This window comes from Streptomyces violaceusniger Tu 4113 (assembly GCF_000147815.2).
In the GTDB taxonomy this organism is placed as follows: Bacteria; Actinomycetota; Actinomycetes; order Streptomycetales; family Streptomycetaceae; genus Streptomyces; species Streptomyces violaceusniger_A.
Genome location: NC_015957.1, coordinates 9,145,705 through 9,166,679, shown reverse-complemented (window position 1 = coordinate 9,166,679; position 20,975 = coordinate 9,145,705). Strand labels below are relative to the sequence as shown.

At 73.7% G+C, this 20,975-nt stretch carries 2 protein-coding genes; both read left to right on the top strand.

All coding sequences use genetic code 11. The annotated features are described in order from the left end of the window. The first annotated feature begins 40 nt into the window (after positions 1-40). Positions 41-5,017 (top strand): type I polyketide synthase, encoded by a 4,977-nt coding sequence (locus STRVI_RS55760; RefSeq protein ID WP_014060788.1) that lies wholly within the window; start codon positions 41-43, stop codon positions 5,015-5,017. 279 nt (positions 5,018-5,296) lie between these two features. Continuing rightward, complete coding sequence (locus STRVI_RS37545) at positions 5,297-20,935, top strand: type I polyketide synthase (RefSeq protein ID WP_435532638.1); 15,639 nt, start codon at positions 5,297-5,299, stop codon at positions 20,933-20,935. The last annotated feature ends 40 nt before the right edge of the window (positions 20,936-20,975 follow it).

Sequence of the window (20,975 nt, the reverse complement as noted above, 5' to 3'; positions counted from 1 at the left end):
CCCCCCGACGAACCAGAGCATTGCGAATAGGTGAACGTCCATGGCGACTGCGAACGAAGCCAAGCTCCGCGAATATCTGAAGAAGGTCACCACCGACCTCACCGCCGCCCACCGGCGGCTGCAGGAGGTCGACGACCAGGCCCATGAGCCGATCGCCATCGTGGGCATGAGCTGCCGCTTTCCCGGGGGTGTGCGCACCCCCGAGGAGCTGTGGCAGCTCATGGCCTCCGGCGGTGAGGCGCAGACGGAGTTCCCGGCCGACCGCGGCTGGGACCTGGGGAACCTGTTCGACCCGGACCCGGACACCCCGGACACCACCTACACCCGCGAGGGCGGGTTCCTGGGCGATGCCACCCGGTTCGACGCGGCGTTCTTCGGGATCTCGCCGCGTGAGGCCATGGCGATGGACCCGCAGCAGCGGCTGCTGCTGGAGACGTCCTGGGAGGCGTTCGAGCGGGCCGGGATCGACCCCGCGTCCCTGCGCGGCAGCCGGACCGGTGTCTTCGCGGGCATGAACGCCTCCGACTATCTGTCGGTGGCGCTCGACGCCGAGGACGACTTCGGCGGACACCTCGGCACGGGCAACGCCGGCAGTGTCGTCTCCGGCCGGCTCTCCTACGTCTTCGGTCTCGAGGGCCCGGCCGTCACGGTGGACACGGCCTGCTCGGCGTCGCTGGTGGCGCTGCACCTGGCCGTCCAGTCGCTGCGGCTGGGCGAATGCTCGCTCGCCCTGGCGGGCGGCGTCCATGTGATGTCCACCCCCGGTCTGTTCATCGAGTTCAGCCGCCAGCGCGGGCTGTCGCAGGACGGCCGCTGCAGGGCGTTCGCGGCGGACGCCGACGGCTTCGGCCCGGCCGAGGGCGTGGGCGTCCTGCTGCTGGAGCGGCTCTCGGAGGCCCGTCGCCGGGGCCACAAGGTGCTGGCCGTGGTGCGCGGCTCCGCCGTCAACCAGGACGGCGCGTCCAACGGCCTGACCGCGCCCAACGGCCCTTCCCAGCGGCGCGTCATCCAGCAGGCGCTGGCCAACGCCCGGCTGTCCGGCGGCGATGTGGACGTCGTCGAGGCGCATGGCACGGGCACCTCGCTGGGCGACCCGATCGAGGCGCAGGCGCTGCTGGCCACCTACGGCCAGGAGCGGCCCGAGGAACTGCCCCTGCTGCTCGGATCGGTGAAGTCCAACATCGGCCACACCCAGGGCGCCGCGGGCATCGCCGGGGTGATGAAGATGGTGCTGGCGATGGAGCACGGGGTGGTGCCCGAGTCGCTGCACATCGCCGAGCCGTCCCCGCACATCGACTGGGCGGCGGGCAAGGTCGCGCTGGTCAGGTCGGCCACGCCGTGGCCCGAGACCGGCCGCCCGCGCCGTGCGGCCATCTCCTCCTTCGGCTTCAGCGGCACCAACGCGCACACCATCATCGAGCAGGCCCCCGCCGAGGAGCCGGGCCCGGTGGAGCTGGTGTCCAAGCAGCCGGGTGTGCTGCCGTGGGTGCTCTCCGGCAAGAGCGAGGCGGCGCTGCGCGCCCAGGCGCGGCGGCTGCTGGACCGGCTCCACGACGAACCGGCGCTGCGCCCGGTGGACATCGGCCTGTCGCTGGCCACCACCCGCTCCGCGCTGGACCACCGCGGCGTGGTCCAGGGCCGGGACCGCGAGGAGCTGATGGCCGGGCTGAACGCCCTCGCCGACGGTGGCATGGCGGCCGGTGTGGAGCGGGGCACGGTGGTCGCCGGGCAGACGGCGTTCGTCTTCCCCGGGCAGGGGTCCCAGTGGGTGCGGATGGGCGTGGGGCTGATGGACGCCTCGCCCGTCTTCGCGGCCCATATCGAGGAGTGCGCCGCGGCGCTCGCGGAGTTCACCGACTGGTCGCTGGTGGATGTGCTGCGCGGCGCCGAGGGCGCGCCGTCGCTGGACCGGGTGGATGTGGTCCAGCCGGTGCTGTTCGCGGTGATGGTGTCCCTCGCCGAGCTGTGGCGTTCGCTGGGGGTCGTTCCGGCCGCGGTGATCGGCCACTCGCAGGGCGAGATCGCCGCCGCGTATGTGGCGGGGATTCTGTCGCTGAAGGACGCGGCGCGTGTGGTGGCGCTGCGCAGCCAGGCGATCGGCCGGGTGCTGGCGGGCAAGGGCGGCATGGTGTCGGTGGCGCTGCCGGTGGCGGACGTGCGCGAGCGCATCGAGCCCTGGGGCGAGGAGCGCGTCTCCATCGCGGCGGTCAACGGGCCGTCCTCGGTGGTCGTCTCCGGTGAGCCGACCGCGCTGGACGAGCTGCTGGCGTCCTGCGAGGCCGATGAGGTGCGGGCGCGCCGGGTGCCGGTGGACTACGCCTCGCACTCCGCCCAGGTCGAGCTGCTCCGCGAGGAGCTGCTGGAGCTGCTGGCCCCCGTACAGCCGAAGAGCGCCCAGGTGCCGTTCCTGTCCACGGTGACGGGGGAGTGGGCCGAGGGTTCCGAGCTGGACGCCGAGTACTGGTTCACCAACCTGCGTCGCACGGTTGAGCTGGAGGGCGCGGTCCGGCGGTTGCTGGACGAGGGCTTCGGGGTGTTCATCGAATCCAGCGCCCACCCCGTGCTGACGATGGGAGTGCAGGAGACGGCCGAGGACGCCGGTGTGGACGCGGCCGCGATCGGGTCGCTGCGCCGTGACGAGGGCGGACAGGACCGCTTCTGGGCCTCGGTCGGCGAGGCGTGGTCGCGCGGGGTGAGCGTCGACTGGGAGGCCGTGTTCGACGGCACCGGCGCCCGCCGTATCGAGCTGCCCACGTACGCCTTCCAGCAGCAGCGCTACTGGCCCGAGGCCGCGCCCGAGCGGGCCGCCGGGGAGAGGGGGCACGACCCCGTGGAGGCGAAGTTCTGGGCCGCCGTGGAGGCCGAGGACTGGCAGACCCTGGCCACCGAGCTGACGGTCGACGGCGATCAGCCGATGAGCGCCGTGCTGCCCGCCCTGGCCACCTGGCGCAAGCAGGCCCGTGAGCAGTCCACGGTGGACGGCTGGCGCTACCGCGTGACGTGGAAGCCGCTCGCCGAGGAGCGGTCCGCGCGGCTGTCCGGCGGCTGGCTCGTCGTCGCCCCGGCCGCCGAGGACAGCTGGACCGAGGCCGTGGCCGGTGTGCTCGCCGAACGTGGCGCCGACGTACGGCGGATCGCCGTGGACACCGGCACCGTTGGCCGGGACGAACTGGCCGAGCGGCTGCGCACCGCACTCGCCGAAGCCGACGGCGGCTCGTTCGCCGGGGTCGTCTCGCTGCTGGCCCCGGCCGAGGGCGCGCGCCCCGGGCACGCCTCGCTGCCCGCCGGAACCGCCGCCCAGCTCGCGCTGATCCAGGCCCTCGGCGACGCCGGAATCGGCGCCCCGCTGTGGTGCCTGACGCACGGCGCCGTCTCCGTCGGCGGCACGGACCGGCCGGCCGCCCCCGAGCAGGCGCTCGTCTGGGGTCTTGGCCGGGTGGCCGCGCTGGAGCACCTGGAGCGCTGGGGCGGTCTGATCGACCTGCCCGCCACGCCCGACGAGCGCGCCCTGACCCGGCTGGTGGGCCTCCTCGCCTCCGACGGCGACGACGACCAGGCCGCGATCCGCGCCACCGGCGTCTTCGGGCCCCGCCTGGTGCGCGCCCCGCTGGCCGACACCTCCGCCGTACGGTCCTGGAAGCCGACCGGCACCACGCTGGTCACCGGCGGTACGGGACGGCTCGGCGCGCAGGTCGCCCGGTGGCTGGCCCGTAACGGCGCCGACCACCTGGTGCTGGCGAGCCTCAGGGGCCCGGACGCCCCCGGGGCGGTCGGGCTGGAGGCCGAGCTGACCGAGCTCGGCGCCAAGGTCACCCTCGCCGCCTGCGATGTGACCGACCGTGCCGCGCTCGCCGAGACCCTCGCGGCCATCCCGGCCGGCCAGCCGCTGACGGCCGTCGTGCACACCGCCGCGGTCATCGAGGACGGCGTGATCGAGGGGCTGACCCCGGATCAGGTCGAGCGGGTGCTGCGGCTCAAGGTGGACGCCACGCGCCATCTGCACGAGCTCACCCGGGACCTGGACCTGACCGCGTTCGTGCTCTGCTCGCACTTCTCCGCCACCTTCGGCGCACCCGGCCAGGGCAACCAGGCGCCCGGCAACGCCTTCCTGCACTCCTTCGCCGAACAGCGCCGCGCTGACGGACTGCCCGCCACCACGCTCACCTTCGGCCCGTGGGGCGACGGCGGCACGGTGGACGGCGCCGTCGGCGACCGGATGCGCCGCCACGGCATCAACGAGATGGCGCCGGAACCGGCCACCGCCACCCTCCAGCACGCGCTGGACCGGGACGAGACCGCGCTGACCGTCATCGACATGGACTGGCGGCGCTTCACCCTCGCCTTCACCGCCGACCGGTCGCGTCCACTGCTGCACGACCTGCCCGAGGCCCGCGAGGTCGTCGAGGAGATGGCCACCGCCGAGGCCGACGGCGGCGGCGCGGCCGCCGGGGCGGCCCTGGCCGGGCAGCTCGCGGCGCTGCCGGAGACCGAGCGGGAGCGGGTGCTGCTGGATCTGGTGCGCAGCGCGGTGGCCGCCGTGCTCGGCCACTCCGGCGCCCAGGCGATCGAGGCGGGCCGGGCCTTCAAGGAGCTGGGCTTCGACTCGCTGACCGCCGTCGAACTCCGCAACCGGCTCGGCGCCGCGAGCGGGCTGAAGCTGCCGCCGAGCCTGATCTTCGACCACCCGACCCCGGCCGCCGTGGCCGCCTATCTGCGGGCCGGGATCGCGCCCGACGAGGCGGCCGACGGCACCGCGGTGCTCGAAGAACTCGACAAGCTGGAGACCGCGCTCACCGGCACCGCGCCCGACAACATCACCCGGGCCCGGATCACCATGCGCCTGCAGTCGTTGATGGCGAAGTGGAACCAGTCGGACGGCACGGCGGTCACCGCCGAACCCGCCACCACGGCGGCGCCGGAGCGCCCGGCGAAGGAAACGGTCGACGCCGAGCAGCTCCAGTCGGCCAGTGACGAAGAGCTCTTCGCATTCATCAACAAGGGTCTCGGAAGGGCGTAACAGGAATTCTGCTATTGACGTCGTTCTCGATGTCGGCCAGGATTTTCCCTACCCTTCAATAGAGTTGCCGAATACCGGTTGCCCCCTATCGCTCCTTGGGTCTCCAGGGGGTCATAGGGGGCATCTAGGGGTTGTTGTGAGGGTTAGTTCGCATATAGCCTCTCAGCGAGAAGTCGACTGATTTGGTTGTTGGTTACCGGCTCCCCTGTTGAGGATCTGTGGAGCATTTCCGATGCCGTCTGCCGTAATTGGATTGCGTAAATGGCGAATGAAGAGACGCTGCGGGACTACCTCAAGCTGGTAACGGCGGATCTGCACCAGACTCGCCTCCGCCTGCAAGAGGCCGAGGCGAAGAACCACGACCCCATCGCGATCGTGGGGATCGGCTGCCGTTATCCCGGGGGCGTCTCGTCGCCCGAGGACCTGTGGCGCATCGTCAGCGAGGGCGTCGACGCGGTCAGCGAGTTCCCGCTGGACCGTGGGTGGAATGTCGACACGATGTACCACCCGGACCCGGACCACCCCGGCACCAGCTATGTGCACGAGGGTGGATTCGTCGACGGCATAGCCGATTTCGACCCGTCGCTGTTCGGCATCAGTCCGCGAGAAGCGCTCGGCATGGACCCGCAGCAGCGGATGCTGCTGGAGACGTCCTGGGAGGCGTTCGAGCGGGCCGGAATCGACCCGGTCGCGGTGCGCGGCCGGCAGATCGGCGTCTTCGTCGGCACCAGCAATCACGATTACCTGGGCGCGATCCTCAGTTCCAACGAGAACTTCGAGGGCTATTTCGGCACCGGTAACGCCGCGAGCGTCGCCTCCGGCCGCCTTTCCTACACCTTCGGTTTCGAAGGCCCGGCCGTCACCGTCGACACCGCCTGCTCCTCCTCGCTGGTGGCGCTCCACCTTGCCGTCCAGGCCCTGCGCAACGGCGAATGCTCGCTCGCGCTCGCGGGCGGCGCGACCCTGATGTGCGCGCCCGGCGTCTTCGTCGACTACAGCAAGATGCGCGGACTGGCCCTCGACGGCCGCTCCAAGCCCTTCGCCCCGGAGGCCGACGGCTTCTGCCTGGGCGAGGGCGTCGGCATGCTGCTCGTCGAGCGGCTGTCGGACGCCCAGCGCAAGGGCCACCCGGTCCTCGCCGTGGTGCGCGGCTCCGCCGTCAACCAGGACGGCGCCAGCAACGGCCTCACCTCGCCCAACGGCCCCTCGCAGCAGCGCGTCATCCTCCAGGCGCTGGCCAACGCCCGCCTCAGCCCCGACCAGGTCGACGCCGTCGAGGCCCATGGCACCGGCACCGCCCTCGGCGACCCCATCGAGGCCCAGGCGCTGCTCGCCACCTACGGCCAGGACCGGCCCGACGGCAAACCGCTGCTCATCGGCTCCATCAAGTCCAACATCGGCCACGCCCAGGCGGGCGCCGGTGTCGGCGGCGTCATCAAGATGGTCATGGCGATGCGGCACGGTGTGCTGCCCAAGACCCTCCACCTCACCGAGCCCACCCCGCATGTCGACTGGACGGCCGGGGACGTCGAACTGCTCACCGCCACCACCGAGTGGCCCCAGGACCCCGAGGGCGCGACCCCGCGCCGCGCGGGCGTCTCGTCGTTCGGCATGAGCGGCACCAATGTGCACACCATCCTCGAGGAGCCCCCGGCCCTCGCCGCCCCCGCCCAGAGCGGTGAGCCGGAGCCGGAGCGGGCCGAGGTGCCCCTGGTCCCGGTCGTGCTCTCCGGCAAGGACGAGCAGGCGCTGCGGGCCCAGGCCCTCCGGCTGCGGACCCATCTGACCGCCCGCCCCGGCCACCGCCTCGCCGACCTCGGCTACTCCCAGGCCGTCACCCGCGCCGCCCTCGACCGCCGCGCCGTGGTCCTCGCGGCCGATCACGACGAGCTTCTCGCGGGCCTCGACGCGCTCGCCGAAGGCCGCCACCACCCCGAACTGGCCGAGGGGCTGGCCGCCGAGGGCAAGGTCGCGTTCCTCTTCACCGGACAGGGCAGCCAGCGCCTCGGCATGGGCCGTGAGCTGTACGAGACCTACCCGGTGTTCGCCGAGGCGCTGGACGCGGTCTGCGCCCAGCTCGACCGCTTCCTCGACCGGCCGCTGAAGGACGTGCTGTTCGGCGACGATGCCGCCACGCTCGACCGGACCGGATTCACCCAGCCCGCGCTGTTCGCCGTCGAGGTGGCCCTCTTCCGCCTCGTCGAATCCTGGGGACTGCGCCCCGACTTCCTCGCCGGCCACTCCATCGGCGAGCTCACCGCCGCCCATGTCGCCGGAGTGCTGTCGCTCACCCACGCCTCCGCCCTGGTGGCCGCGCGCAGCCAGCTCATGCAGCAACTCCCCGCCGGTGGCGCGATGATCGCGGTGCAGGCGTCGGAGGACGAGGTGACGCCGCTGCTCACCGAGCGGGTCTCCATCGCCGCCCTCAACGGGCCCACCTCGGTCGTCATCGCGGGTGACGAGGACGCGGCGCTGGAGATCGCGGCGTCGTTCGAGGCGCAGGGTCGGAAGACCAAGCGGCTCACGGTCAGCCACGCGTTCCACTCCCCGCACATGGACGGGATGCTGGAGAACTTCCGTCAGGTCGCCGAGCGGCTGACCTACGAGGCTCCGAAGATCCCGATCGTCTCCAACCTCACCGGTGCCATCGTCTCCGCCGACGAGATCACCACGCCCGACTTCTGGGTGCGCCACGTCCGCGAGGCCGTCCGCTTCCTCGACGGCGTTCGCCGCCTCGAGGACCACGGCGTGACCACCTTCGTCGAACTGGGCCCCGACGGGGTGCTCTCCGCCATGGCCCAGGAGTGCGTGACCGGCGGCAGGAACCGCACGTTCGCGTTCCTGCCCGCCCTGCGCTCCGGCCGCCCCGAGGCCCGCACCCTCGGCCACGCGCTCGCCCAGGCCCAGGTCCGCGGCGTGCCCGTGGACTGGGCCACGTACTACGCGGGCACCGGCGCCCGCCGCGTCGAGCTGCCCACCTACGCCTTCCAGCGGCAGCGCTACTGGCCCGCCAACCCCTTCTCGTACGGCCCCGACCCCGCCGAAGCCGAAGCCGCCGCCCCGGCCGTGGCCGACGCCCGGTTCTGGGAGGTCGTGCACAGCGAGGACCTGGCCGCCCTGGTCGACGCCCTCGGCCTCGACGGCGACCAGCCCCTCAGCGAGGTGCTGCCCGTCCTGTCCGCGTGGCGCCGGCGCAGCCACGTCGACACCACCGTCGACGGCTGGCGCTACCGCATCACCTGGACACCGCTGCCGCAGACCCCGGACAAGCCGCTCACCGGCACCTGGCTCGTGGTCACCCCCGAGGGGCGCGCGGAGGACCCCTGGGTGGCCGAGTCGCTGCGGCTGCTGGCCGAACGCGGCGTCACGGTCCACGAGATCGCGGTCGACGGCACCACCGCCGACCGCGCCGCCCTCGCCGAGCGCATCCGCACGGCCCTGACGCAGGACCCGGCGCGGGAGACCGGCGGGGCCCCGCACGTCGACGGTGTGCTCTCCCTGCTCGGCCTGGACGAGCGCCCGCACGACCGGCACCCCTCCCTCACCGCCGGGCTCGCGGGGACCCTCACCCTCGTCCAGGCCCTCGGTGACGCCGAGGTCGACGCCCCGCTGTGGGCCGCCACCCGCGGCGCGGTCTCCGTCGGCCGCTCCGACCGGCTCACCAGCCCCGACCAGGCCCAGATCTGGGGCCTGGGCCGCACCGCCGCCCTCGAACACCCCGAGCGCTGGGGCGGTCTGATCGACCTGCCCGCGACCGCCGACGACCGCGCCCTCGGGCGGCTCGCCGACATCCTCGCCGGACCCGAGGGCATCAGCGGCGAGGACCACGTCGCGATCCGCCCGCAGGGCATCCACGTCCGCAGGCTGGCCCGCGCACCGCACCACGAGACCACCGGCGACGGCTGGAGCACCCACGGCACCGCGCTGATCACCGGCGGCACCGGAGCTCTCGGCGGCCACGTCGGCCGCTGGCTCGTGGCCCACGGCGCCCAGCACATCCTGCTGACCAGCCGCCGCGGCCCCGACGCCCCCGGCGCCGCCGAGCTGCGCGACGAACTCACCGCCCTCGGCGCCCAGGTGACCATCGCCGCCTGCGACGTCGCCGACCGCGACGCCCTCGCCGGGCTGCTGGCGACCGTCCCCGCGGACCTTCCGCTGACCACGGTCGTGCACGCCGCCGGAGTGCTGGACGACGGTGTCCTGGACGCCCAGACCCCGCGGCGGATGGCCGAGGTGCTGCGCGCCAAGGCCGACGCCGCCCGCCACCTGCACGAGCTCACCCGCGGCCTCGACCTGTCCGCCTTCGTGCTCTTCTCCTCCATGGCCGCCACCTTCGGCGCCGCCGGACAGGCCAACTACGTGGCCGCCAACGCCTACCTCGACGCGCTCGCCGAACAGCGCCGCGGCGAGGGGCTGCCCGCCACCTCGATGGCCTGGGGCGCCTGGGCCGACGGCGGCATGGCCACCGACGAGCTGGTGGCCGAGCGGCTCCGGCAGTCCGGGCTGCCCGCCCTCGCCCCCGAACCGGCGACCGCCGCCCTGGGCGCCGCGCTCGACCTGGACGAGACGTTCTCCCTCGTCGTCGACATCGAATGGGACCGCTTCGCGCCCGGCCTCTCCGGCCACCGCCCGAACCCGCTGCTCGCCGAGCTTTCCGAGGCGCGCCGCGCGATCGAGGCGGCGCGCACCGCCACCGGCGGCCCCGCCATCCCCGGCCAGCCCACCTCGCTGGCCCAGCGGCTGACCGATGCCGGGACGGACGAGGAACGCGACCAGATCGCCCTGGACTTCGTCCGCACCCAGGTGGCCGTCGTCCTCGGCCACCCCGGACCGGACTCGGTGGAGCCCAGCCGCGCCTTCCGCGACCTCGGCTTCGACTCCCTGACCGCCGTCGAGATCCGCAACCTGCTGTCCACCCTCACCGGGCTGAAGCTGCCCGCCACCATCATCTTCGACTACCCCACCCCGATCGCCCTCGCCGACCATCTGCAGGCCGAACTCATCGGCTCCCGCCCGGCGGTGACGGGTGCGTCGTCGGTGGGCGTGGCGCTGGACGACGACCCGATCGCGATCGTCGGCATGAGCTGCCGCTTCCCGGGTGGTGTGCGCTCGCCCGAGGAGCTGTGGCGGCTGCTGGCGTCCGGACAGGACGCGGTGGTCGACTTCCCCGCCGACCGCGGCTGGGACCTGGAGACGCTGTACGACCCGGAGGGCACGGGCGAGCACACCAGCTACGTCCGCGAGGGCGGATTCCTCGCCGACGCCGCCGAGTTCGACCCCGTCTTCTTCGGCATCTCGCCGCGCGAGGCCCTTGCCATGGATCCGCAGCAGCGGTTGCTGCTGGAGACGTCGTGGGAGGCGTTCGAGCGGGCCGGGATCGACCCGACGACGCTGCGCGGCCGGCAGGTCGGCGTGTTCGCCGGTACCAACGGCCAGGACTATCTGCCCGTCATCCTGTCCGCCCCCGATGGCTCCGAAGGCTTCATGGGGACGGGCAACGCGGCCAGTGTGATGTCGGGCCGGGTGTCGTATGCGCTGGGGCTTGAGGGCCCGGCGGTGACGGTGGATACGGCCTGTTCGTCGTCGTTGGTGGCGTTGCACTGGGCGATTCAGGCGTTGCGGGCGGGTGAGTGCTCGTTGGCGTTGGCCGGTGGTGTGACGGTGATGTCGACGCCGGGTTCGTTCGTGGACTTCAGTCGTCAGCGTGGGCTGGCGGAGGACGGGCGGATCAAGGCGTTCGCGGCGGGTGCGGATGGCACCGGCTGGGGCGAGGGCGTCGGCATGCTGCTCGTGGAGCGGCTGTCCGATGCCCGGAAGAACGGCCACCCGGTGCTGGCGGTCGTGCGCGGCTCCGCGATCAACCAGGACGGTGCGTCCAACGGTCTGACGGCGCCGAATGGTCCCTCGCAGCAGCGGGTGATCCGGCAGGCGCTGGCCGGTGCGGGTCTGTCCGCGTCCGAGGTGGACGCGGTCGAGGCCCACGGCACCGGCACCAAGCTGGGCGACCCGATCGAGGCCCAGGCCCTGCTGGCCACCTACGGCCAGGAGCGCGACGCCGACCAGCCGCTGTGGCTCGGCTCCATCAAGTCCAACTTCGGCCACACCCAGGCCGCCGCCGGTGTCGCCGGTGTGATGAAGATGGTGCTGGCCATCGAGCACGGACTGCTGCCGCAGACCCTCAACGTCGATGAGCCCACCCCGCATGTGGACTGGTCGGCGGGCGCGGTGTCGCTGCTGACCGAGGCGCGGGAGTGGCCGGAGACCGGCCGTCCGCGCCGGGCCGCGGTGTCCTCGTTCGGCATCAGTGGCACCAACGCGCACACCATCATCGAGCAGGCCCCCGCGTACGCGGACGAGACCGACGACCCGGCGCCCGCCGCCGCGCCCCGGTCCGGCGTCCCGGCCGCCTGGGTGCTCTCCGCCAAGTCCCCCGAGGGCCTGCGCGACCAGGCCGTACGGCTGCGCGCCCACCTGGACGAGCGCCCCGGGCTGGACCTCACCGACGTGGCGTTCACCCTCGCCACGCGCCGTACCGCCTTCGAGGAGCGCGCGGCGCTCGTTGCCGAGGACCGGCACGGGCTGCTGTCCGGCCTGGCGGCGCTCGCCGAGGGACGTACTGCGGCCGGGCTCGTTCAGGACGCGGTGGCCGGCGGCAAGGTGGCGTTCCTGTTCACCGGGCAGGGCAGCCAGCGGCTCGGCATGGGCCGTGAGCTGTACGACACCTTCCCGGTGTTCGCGGACGCGCTGGACGAGGTGTGCGCCCACCTGGACGCGCATCTCGAACGGCCGCTGCGGGACGTGCTGTTCGGCGAGGACGCCGAGGCGCTGGACCGGACCGGGTTCACCCAGCCCGCGCTGTTCGCGGTCGAGGTGGCGCTGTTCCGGCTGGTCGAGGCGTGGGGTCTGAAGGCGGACTTCCTGTCCGGTCACTCGATTGGTGAGCTGGCCGCCGCGCATGTGGCGGGTGTGTTCTCGCTCGCGGACGCGGCGAAGCTGGTGGCCGCGCGTGGCCGTCTGATGCAGGCGCTTCCGGCCGGTGGCGCGATGATCGCCGTCCAGGCGTCCGAGGACGAGGTGCTGCCGCTGCTGACCGAGCGGGTCAGCATCGCCGCGCTCAATGGGCCCACTTCGGTCGTCATCGCGGGTGATGAGGACGCGGCGGCGGAGATTGCGGCGGGCTTCGAGGCGCAGGGTCGTAAGACCAAGCGGCTCACGGTCAGCCACGCGTTCCACTCGCCTCGCATGGACGGCATGCTGGACGCGTTCCGCGAGGTCGCGCAGGGGCTGACCTACGAGGCCCCGCGCATTCCGATCGTCTCCAACCTGACCGGGAACGTCGTCTCCACCCAGGAGATCACCAGCCCCGACTTCTGGGTGCGCCACGTCCGCGAGGCCGTCCGTTTCCTCGACGGTGTCCGCACGTTGGAGGCCCAGGACGTCACCACGTACGTCGAACTCGGCCCCGACGGTGTCCTCACCGCCATGGCCCAGGACTGTGTGACCGGCGAGGACGCCGCCTTCGCCGCCGTGCTGCGCAAGGACCGCCCCGAGGCCGAGGCGCTGCTGTCCGCCGTCGCGCGGGCGCATGTGCGTGGGGCGGCGGTGGACTGGGCGGCGTACTACGCCCGAACGGGCGCCGCGCAGGTCGAGCTACCCACGTATGCCTTCCAGCGGCAGCGCTACTGGCCGAAGGTCTCCTCGCTGTTCCTCGGTGACGTGGCCGCGGTCGGGATGGGCGAGGCCGGGCATCCGCTGCTCGGCGCCAGCGCCGAACTGCCGGACGCGGACGGGATGTTGTTCACCGGGCGGCTGGCGCTCTCGACCCATCCGTGGCTCGCGGGCCACACCATCCTGGACACCGTGCTGCTGCCCGGCACCGCGTTCGTGGAGCTGGCGATCCGCGCCGGTGACCAGGTCGGCTGTGACTATCTCGAAGAGCTGACCCTCGAAGCGCCGCTGGTCCTGCCCGCGCAGGGCGGTGTCCAGCTCCGGCTGTCGGTCGGCGCGGCCGACGAGACGGGCCGCCGTCCGCTGTCGCTGCACTCCCGGCTGGAGAGCCTGCCCGCCGAGGAGCCGTGGACCCGGCACGCCGCCGGTGTCCTGGCGTCCGGCGGCCGTCCGGAGGCGTCGTTCGAGCTGACCGCATGGCCCCCGGCGGACGCGGCCGAGGTGGAGCTGGACGGCCGCTACGAGGGCCTGCTGGACATCGGTTTCGCCTACGGCCCCGCGTTCCAGGGGCTGCGCAAGGCGTGGCAGCGCGGCGGCGAGGTGTTCGCCGAGGTGGCGCTGGACGAGGACACGGCCGAGGAGGCCGCCGCGTTCGGGCTGCACCCGGCGCTGCTGGACGCCGCCCTGCACGCCATCGGCCTGGCCGGTCTGGGCAACACGGGCGGGGAAGGGCGGCTGCCGTTCGCCTGGACCGGTGTGTCGCTGTACGCGAGCGGCGCCTCGGCGCTGCGCGTGCGGCTGGCCCCCGCGGGCGCCGAGGGCGTCCGGCTGGAGATCGCCGACACCACCGGTGCGCCGGTCGCGGCCGTCGAGACGCTCGGGCTGCGCCCGGTCTCGGCCGAGCAGTTGCGAAGCGCGCGCACGTCCTACCACAAGTCGCTGTTCCACCTGGAGTGGACGACGCCGTCCGGGCTCGCCGACGCGGCCGGGGCGGAGGTGCCGGCCGACGGCCGGTGGGCGGTGCTGGGCGCCGATCCGCTCGGGCTCGGGGCCACGGCGTACGGGGACCTCGCGACGCTGGCCGATGCGGTCGCCGCGGGCACGGCGCCCGCGCCCGAGTACGTGGTCGTGTCGCCGTCCGCCGAGACCGGTGAGCAGGTGGCCCGCGCGGCGCACCGCGCCGCCGCCGCGGCGCTCGACGCCGTCCAGCGGTGGCTGGACGAGGAGCGGTTCGGGGACGCCCCGCTGGTCGTGGCGACCCGTGGCGCGGTGGCCGTCGAGGCCGACGAGCCGGTGGCGGATCTGGCCGGTGCGGCCGTGTGGGGTCTGCTGCGCTCGGCGCAGTCGGAGAACCCGGGCCGGTTCGTGCTGGTGGACACCGACGGCCGGGACGAGTCGCTGCGGGCGCTGCCCGCCGCCCTGGCCTCGGACGAGCCGCAGGTGGCGATCCGCGCGGGCGCGGTGTCCGTGCCCCGGCTGGCGCGGGTGGCCGTGGAGCCGGAGCGGGACGACGCCCGGGGCCTGGACCCCGAGGGCACGGTGCTGGTGACCGGTGCGTCCGGTTCGCTGGGCGGTCTGGTGGCCCGGCATCTGGTGGCGGAGCGTGGCGTACGGCAGCTCCTGCTGGTGAGCCGACGTGGCGACCAGGCGCCCGGTGCTGCCGAACTCGGCGCCGAACTGGCCGAGTTGGGCGCGAGCGTGGCCTGGGCGGCGTGTGATGTGGCGGACCGGGACGCGCTCGCCGCGACCCTCGCCACCGTTCCCGCCGAGCATCCGCTGACCGCCGTCGTGCACACGGCCGGTGTGCTGGACGACGGTGTGATCGGCTCCCTCACCCCCGAGCGCGTCGACCACGTCATGCGCCCGAAGGTGGACGCGGCGTGGAACCTCCACGAGCTGACCCGCGAGCTGGACCTGACGGCCTTCGTGCTGTTCTCGTCCTCCTCCGGCGTGTTCGGCGGCCCGGGCCAGGGCAACTACGCCGCGGCCAACGTCTTCCTGGACGCCCTCGCCCAGCACCGCGCCGCCCAGGGCCTGCCCGCCACCGCGCTGGCGTGGGGCCTGTGGGCCGGGGCCGGTATGGGCAGCACCCTGGACGAGGCCGACATCACCCGGATGCGGCGCGCCGGACTGCCGCCGCTGCCGGTGGCGGAGGGCCTCGCGCTGCTCGACACCGCGCTGACCGTCCGCGAGGCGTCGCTGGTGCCGATGCGGGTGGACATCGCGGCGCTGCGCACCCTGGCCAGCAGTGGCGCGGTCTCGCCCCTGTTCCGCGGTCTGGTGCGGATCCCGGCGCGGCGCGCGGTGGACGCGGTCGCGGCGGGCGGCGAGACCGGTCTTGCCGGGCGGCTCACCGGGCTGTCCGAGCCCGAGCAGGAGCGGCTGCTGCTGGACCTGGTCCGTGGCCAGGTGGCCACCGTGCTCGGCTACGCCGGTGCGGAGACCATCGGTTCGGGCCGGGCGTTCAAGGAGCTGGGCTTCGACTCGCTGACCGCCGTCGAGCTGCGCAACCAGCTCAACACGGTCACCGGGCTGCGGCTGCCCGCCACGCTCATCTTCGACTACCCGGACCCGCAGGTCCTGGCCCGCCATCTGCGCACCGAGCTCGTCGGCACGCGGACCCCGGCGGTGCACACCCCGGTGCCGGTCGTGGCCGCCACCGACGACGAGCCGATCGCCATTGTGGCGATGAGCTGCCGCTACCCCGGCGGGGTCACCACCCCCGAGGAGCTGTGGCAACTGCTCGCCGCGGGCGAGGACGGCATCTCCCGCTTCCCCGACAACCGAGGCTGGGACCTCGAGGCGCTCTACGACCCGGACCCGGAGACCCAGGGCACCTCCTACGCCCGCGAGGGCGGCTTCCTGCACGACGCCGCCGACTTCGACCCGGCGTTCTTCGGGATCTCGCCGCGTGAGGCGCTGGCCATGGACCCGCAGCAGCGGCTGCTGCTGGAGACCTCCTGGGAGGCGTTCGAGCGCGCCGGTATCGACCCGCTGTCCGTGCGCGGCAGCAGGACCGGTGTGTTCGCGGGCGTCATGTACCACGACTACGGGTCCCGGCTGCACGCCGTCCCGAACGAGGTCGAGGGCTATCTCGGCACCGGCAGCTCCAGCAGTGTGGTGTCCGGCCGGGTGGCGTACACCTTCGGTCTGGAGGGCCCGGCCGTCACGGTCGACACGGCCTGCTCGTCGTCGCTGGTCGCGCTGCACCTCGCGGCGCAGGCGCTGCGGCAGGGCGAATGCTCGCTGGCGCTGGCCGGCGGTGTCACGGTGATGTTCACCCCGGGTACGTTCATCGACTTCAGCCGCCAGCGCGGACTGGCCAGGGACGGCCGCTGCAAGTCCTTCGCGGCCGCCGCCGACGGCACCGGCTGGGGCGAGGGCGCGGGCATGCTGCTGCTGGAGCGGCTGTCGGACGCCCGCCGCAACGGCCATGAGGTGCTGGCGATCGTGCGCGGCTCGGCCGTCAACCAGGACGGCGCGTCCAACGGTCTGACCGCGCCCAACGGCCCGTCCCAGCAGCGCGTCATCCGCCAGGCGCTGGCCAACGCCCGTCTGACCACCGGTGAGGTGGACGTGGTCGAGGCGCACGGCACGGGCACGACGCTGGGCGACCCGATCGAGGCGCAGGCGCTGCTGGCCACCTACGGCCAGGAGCGGGACGCGGAGCGGCCGCTGTGGCTGGGCTCCGTCAAGTCCAACCTGGGCCACACCCAGGCGGCCTCCGGTGTCGCCGGAATCATCAAGATGGTGCTGTCGATGCGGCACGGTGTGCTGCCGCGCACCCTGCATGTGGACGAGCCGTCGCCGCACGTGGACTGGTCGGCGGGCGCGGTGTCGCTGCTCACCGAGCAGTTGGAGTGGCCGGAGACCGGCCGTCCGCGCCGGGCCGCGGTGTCCTCGTTCGGCATCAGCGGCACCAACGCCCACGCCATCATCGAGCAGCCGCCCGCCCCCGAGGCGAGCGAGCCCGCGCCGGAGCCCGAGGCCCTGCCGTATGTGCCCGTGCTGCTGTCGGCCCGCACCGAGGACGGTGTCCGGGCGCAGGCGCGGCGGCTGCGGTCGCGGATCGCCGCCGAACCCCGGGCCGCCCTCACCGACCTGGGCTTCTCGCTCGCGACCACCCGCGCCGCGCTCGAACACCGCGTGGCCCTGGTTGCCGAGGGCCACGACGACGCCCTGGGCGCACTCGACGCGCTGGCGCGCGGTGACCACCCGGCGCAGGCGCTGCGCGGTGTCGCCACCGAGGGAAAGGTGGCGTTCCTCTTCACCGGCCAGGGCAGCCAGCGGCTCGGCATGGGCCGCGAGCTGTACCGGACGTTCCCGCGCTTCGCGCAGGCGCTGGACGAGGTGTGCGCGCATCTGGACGGGCATCTCGAACGGCCGCTGCGGGACGTGCTGTTCGGCGACGACGCCGAGGCGCTGGACCGGACCGGTTTCACCCAGCCCGCGCTGTTCGCCATCGAGGTGGCGCTGTTCCGGCTGGTCGAGGCGTGGGGCCTGAAGGCGGACTACGTGTCCGGCCACTCCATCGGCGAACTGGCCGCCGCGCATGTGGCCGGTGTGTTCTCGCTCGCCGACGCCTCCGTGCTGGTCGCGGCCCGTGGCCGCCTCATGCAGGAGCTGCCCGCCGGTGGCGCGATGATCGCTCTCCAGGCGTCCGAGGACGAGGTGGCGCCGCTGCTCACCGACCGCGTGAGCATCGCCGCCCTCAACGGCCCGAACTCCGTGGTCATCGCGGGTGACGAGGACGCGGCGACGCAGATCGCGGCGGACTTCGAGGCGCGGGGTCGCAAGACCAAGCGGCTCACCGTCAGCCACGCCTTCCACTCGCCGCATATGGACCCGATGCTCGCGGACTTCCGCAAGCTGGCCGCGTGCCTGACCTACAACGCCCCGAAGATCCCGCTGGTGTCCTGCCTCACCGGCACCGTGGTCTCCGCCGACGAGATCCGCCTGCCGGAGTTCTGGGTGCGCCATGTCCGGGAGTCCGTGCGCTTCGCCGACGGGGTCCGCACCCTGCGCGACCGGGGCGTGACCACCTTCGTGGAGCTCGGCCCGGACGGGGTGCTCTCCGCGATGGGCGAGGACTGCCTTGCCGAGACGGAGACCGGGACCGGGACCGAAGGGGAGGCCGGCACCGACGCGGTGTTCGTCCCCACCCTGCGCAGTGGCCGCCCCGAGGCCCAGGCGCTCGCCACCGCCCTTTCCCACGCCCATGTCCGCGGCGCGGTCCCGGACTGGGCGGCGGTCTACGCCGGGCGCGGCGCCCGCCGCGTGGAGCTGCCCACCTACGCCTTCCAGCGCCAGCGCTACTGGCTCGACGTGGGCATCTCCGTCGAGGACGTGATCTCCGCGGGCCTCGACACGGCCGACCACCCGCTGCTGGGCGCGGCGGTGGAACTCCCCGACACCGGTGGCTTCGTGTTCACCGGGCGGCTGTCGCTGCTGACCCACCCATGGCTGGCCGACCACGCCGTCATGGACACCGTGCTGCTGCCCGGCACCGCCTTCGTCGAACTCGCGCTGCGGGCCGGCCATGAGGCGGGCTGCGACACGGTCGAGGAGCTGACCCTCCAGGCGCCGCTGGTCCTGCCCGAACAGGGCGCCGTCCAACTGCGGCTGGAGCTCGCGGCGGCCGACGAGACCGGGCGCCGTTCGCTGACCCTGCACTCCCGCCGGGAGGACGTCCCCGCCGGCGAGCCGTGGATCCGCCACGCCACCGGCTTCCTCGCCCCGGGCGAGCAGGCGACCGACGCCGAGCGGCTGGACCTGGGCGTATGGCCCCCGGCCGACGCGACGGCCCTCGCCACCGAGGAGTTCTACGAGGGCGCGGCCGCCGCCGGACTCGGCTACGGCCCGGTCTTCCAGGGGCTGCACACCGCCTGGCGGCGCGGCGACGAACTGTTCGCCGAGATCCGGCTGCCCCAGGGCTTCGAGCCCGAGGCCGCCGCGTACGGGGTGCATCCGGCGCTGCTGGACGCCGCCCTGCATACGCTCGGCCTCGACCCGGAGGGCGAGGAGAACGAAGGGGCGCGGCTGCCGTTCGCCTGGACCGGCGTACGGCTGTACGCCGAGGGCGCCGCATCGCTGCGCGTACGGCTGCGGCCCGGCGCCGACGGGGTGTCGCTGCACCTCGCCGACGGCACCGGCGCCGCCGTCGCCACCATCGACGGCCTGGTGCTGCGGCCGCTGTCGACCGAGCAGCTCGACGCCTCGCGCGCGGCACACCACGAGTCGCTGTTCCGCCCCGAGTGGACCGCCCTTACGACGTCCACCACCGACATCCCGCTCGGCGAGCGCTGGGTGACCCTCGGCGCCGCCACCGGCTTCCCGGCCACCGGCACCCCGGCCACCGGCTCCACGGCCACCGGCACCCCGGCCACCGGCTTCACCGTCGCGGGCGAGCGGCTGGACGACTACGCGGACCTCGCGGCACTCGCCACCTCCCTCGACGGCGGCGCCTCCGCCCCCGACGTGGTCGTGGCACCCCTCACCGCCACCGGCGGCGCGGCGTCCCTGCCCGCCGCCGCGCGGGCCGTCGCCCGGAACACCCTGGACCTGGTCCAGAACTGGCTGGCCGACCAGCGGTTCGCCGACACCCGCCTCGTCCTCGTCACCCGTGGCGCGGTCGCGGCGGCCCCCGGCGAGGACATCGCCGACCTGGCCCACACCACCGCCTGGGGCCTGGTCAAGTCCGCGCAGTCGGAGAACCCCGGCCGCTTCGTCCTGGTCGACCTCGACGGCACCGACGCCTCCCAGCGGGCCCTGCCGTCGGTGCTCGCCACCGACGAGCCGCAGCTCGCCCTGCGCTCCGGCACCGGCCACGCCTACCGGCTCGCCCGGGTCCCGGCCCGGCCGGAGACCCCCGAGCCGACTGGGCTCGGCGACCCGGACGGCACCGTGCTGCTGAGCGGCGCCACCGGCGCGCTCGGCGGACTCTTCGCCCGCCACCTGGTGGCGGAGCGCGGGGTGCGGCGTCTGCTGCTGGTGAGCCGCCGTGGTGGCGAGGCACCGGGCGCGGCCGAACTCGCCGCCGAACTGGGCGAGATGGGCGCCGAGGCCACCTGGGCGGCCTGTGACACCGCCGACCGGGACGCCCTGGCCGCCACCCTCTCGGCGATCCCGGCAGCACATCCGCTGACCGCCGTGGTGCACACCGCGGGCGTCCTGGACGACGGTGTGATCAGCTCGCTGACCGGTGAGCGGATCGACACCGTACTGCGCCCCAAGGTGGACGCGGCGTGGAACCTCCACGAGCTGACCCGCGAGCTGGACCTGGCCGCGTTCGTGCTCTTCTCGTCGGCCGCCGGTGCCTTCGGCAGCTCGGGACAGGGAAACTACGCCGCGGCCAACACCTTCCTGGACGCGCTAGCCCAGCACCGCCACGCCCAGGGCCTGCCCGCGAGCTCCCTCGCCTGGGGCCTGTGGGCGGCGGCCGACGGCATGGCCGGAAGTCTCGACGCCTCCGACGTGACCCGCATCTCGCGCGGTGGCTTCGCGGCGCTCCCGCAGGACGAGGGCCTGGCCCTGTTCGACCTGTCGGGCACCCTGCCCGAGGCCGTACTCGTCCCGATCCGCATCGACACCGGCGCACTGCGCGGCCAGGCCGCCGCAGGGCTGCTGCCGCCGCTGCTGCGCGGCCTGGTCCGCACCCCCGTACGGCGCTCCGCCGACACCGGGACCACCGGTGCCGGGGCCCTCGCCGACTCCGGTGCGGGCTCGCTCGCCGAACGGCTCTCCGGGCTCTCGGAGACCGAACGCGACCGGGAGCTGCTGGAGGTCGTCCGCAGCCATGTGGCGGCCGTCCTCGGCTACGCCACCCCGGACGACGTGGACGCCGGGCGCGGCTTCCTCGACCTCGGCTTCGACTCGCTCACCGCCGTGGATCTGCGCAACCGACTGGGCGCCGCAGCCGGGCTGCGCCTGCCGGTCACGCTGATCTTCGACTACCCGACGCCCACCGCGCTCGCCGGGTATCTGCGCGAAGAACTGGGTTTGGACGGCGCGGCCAGTGCGGCCGGACACCCGCCCGTACACGCGGAGCTCGACAAGCTCGAGGCGATCCTCGCCACGATCGCCCCGGACGACATCGATCGCCCCGGCATCACCACCCGCCTGCGCGACCTCCTGTCGAAGTGGAATGAAACGCAAAGTGCTACGGACAGCACCGCAGAAGACCGTGAAATCCAGTCCGCTACGGCAGACGAGATCTTCGATCTCCTCGACGACGAGCTCGGGCTCTCCTGACCTGCTCCACAAGAGCTCATCGACTCATCTCAGCACCGCG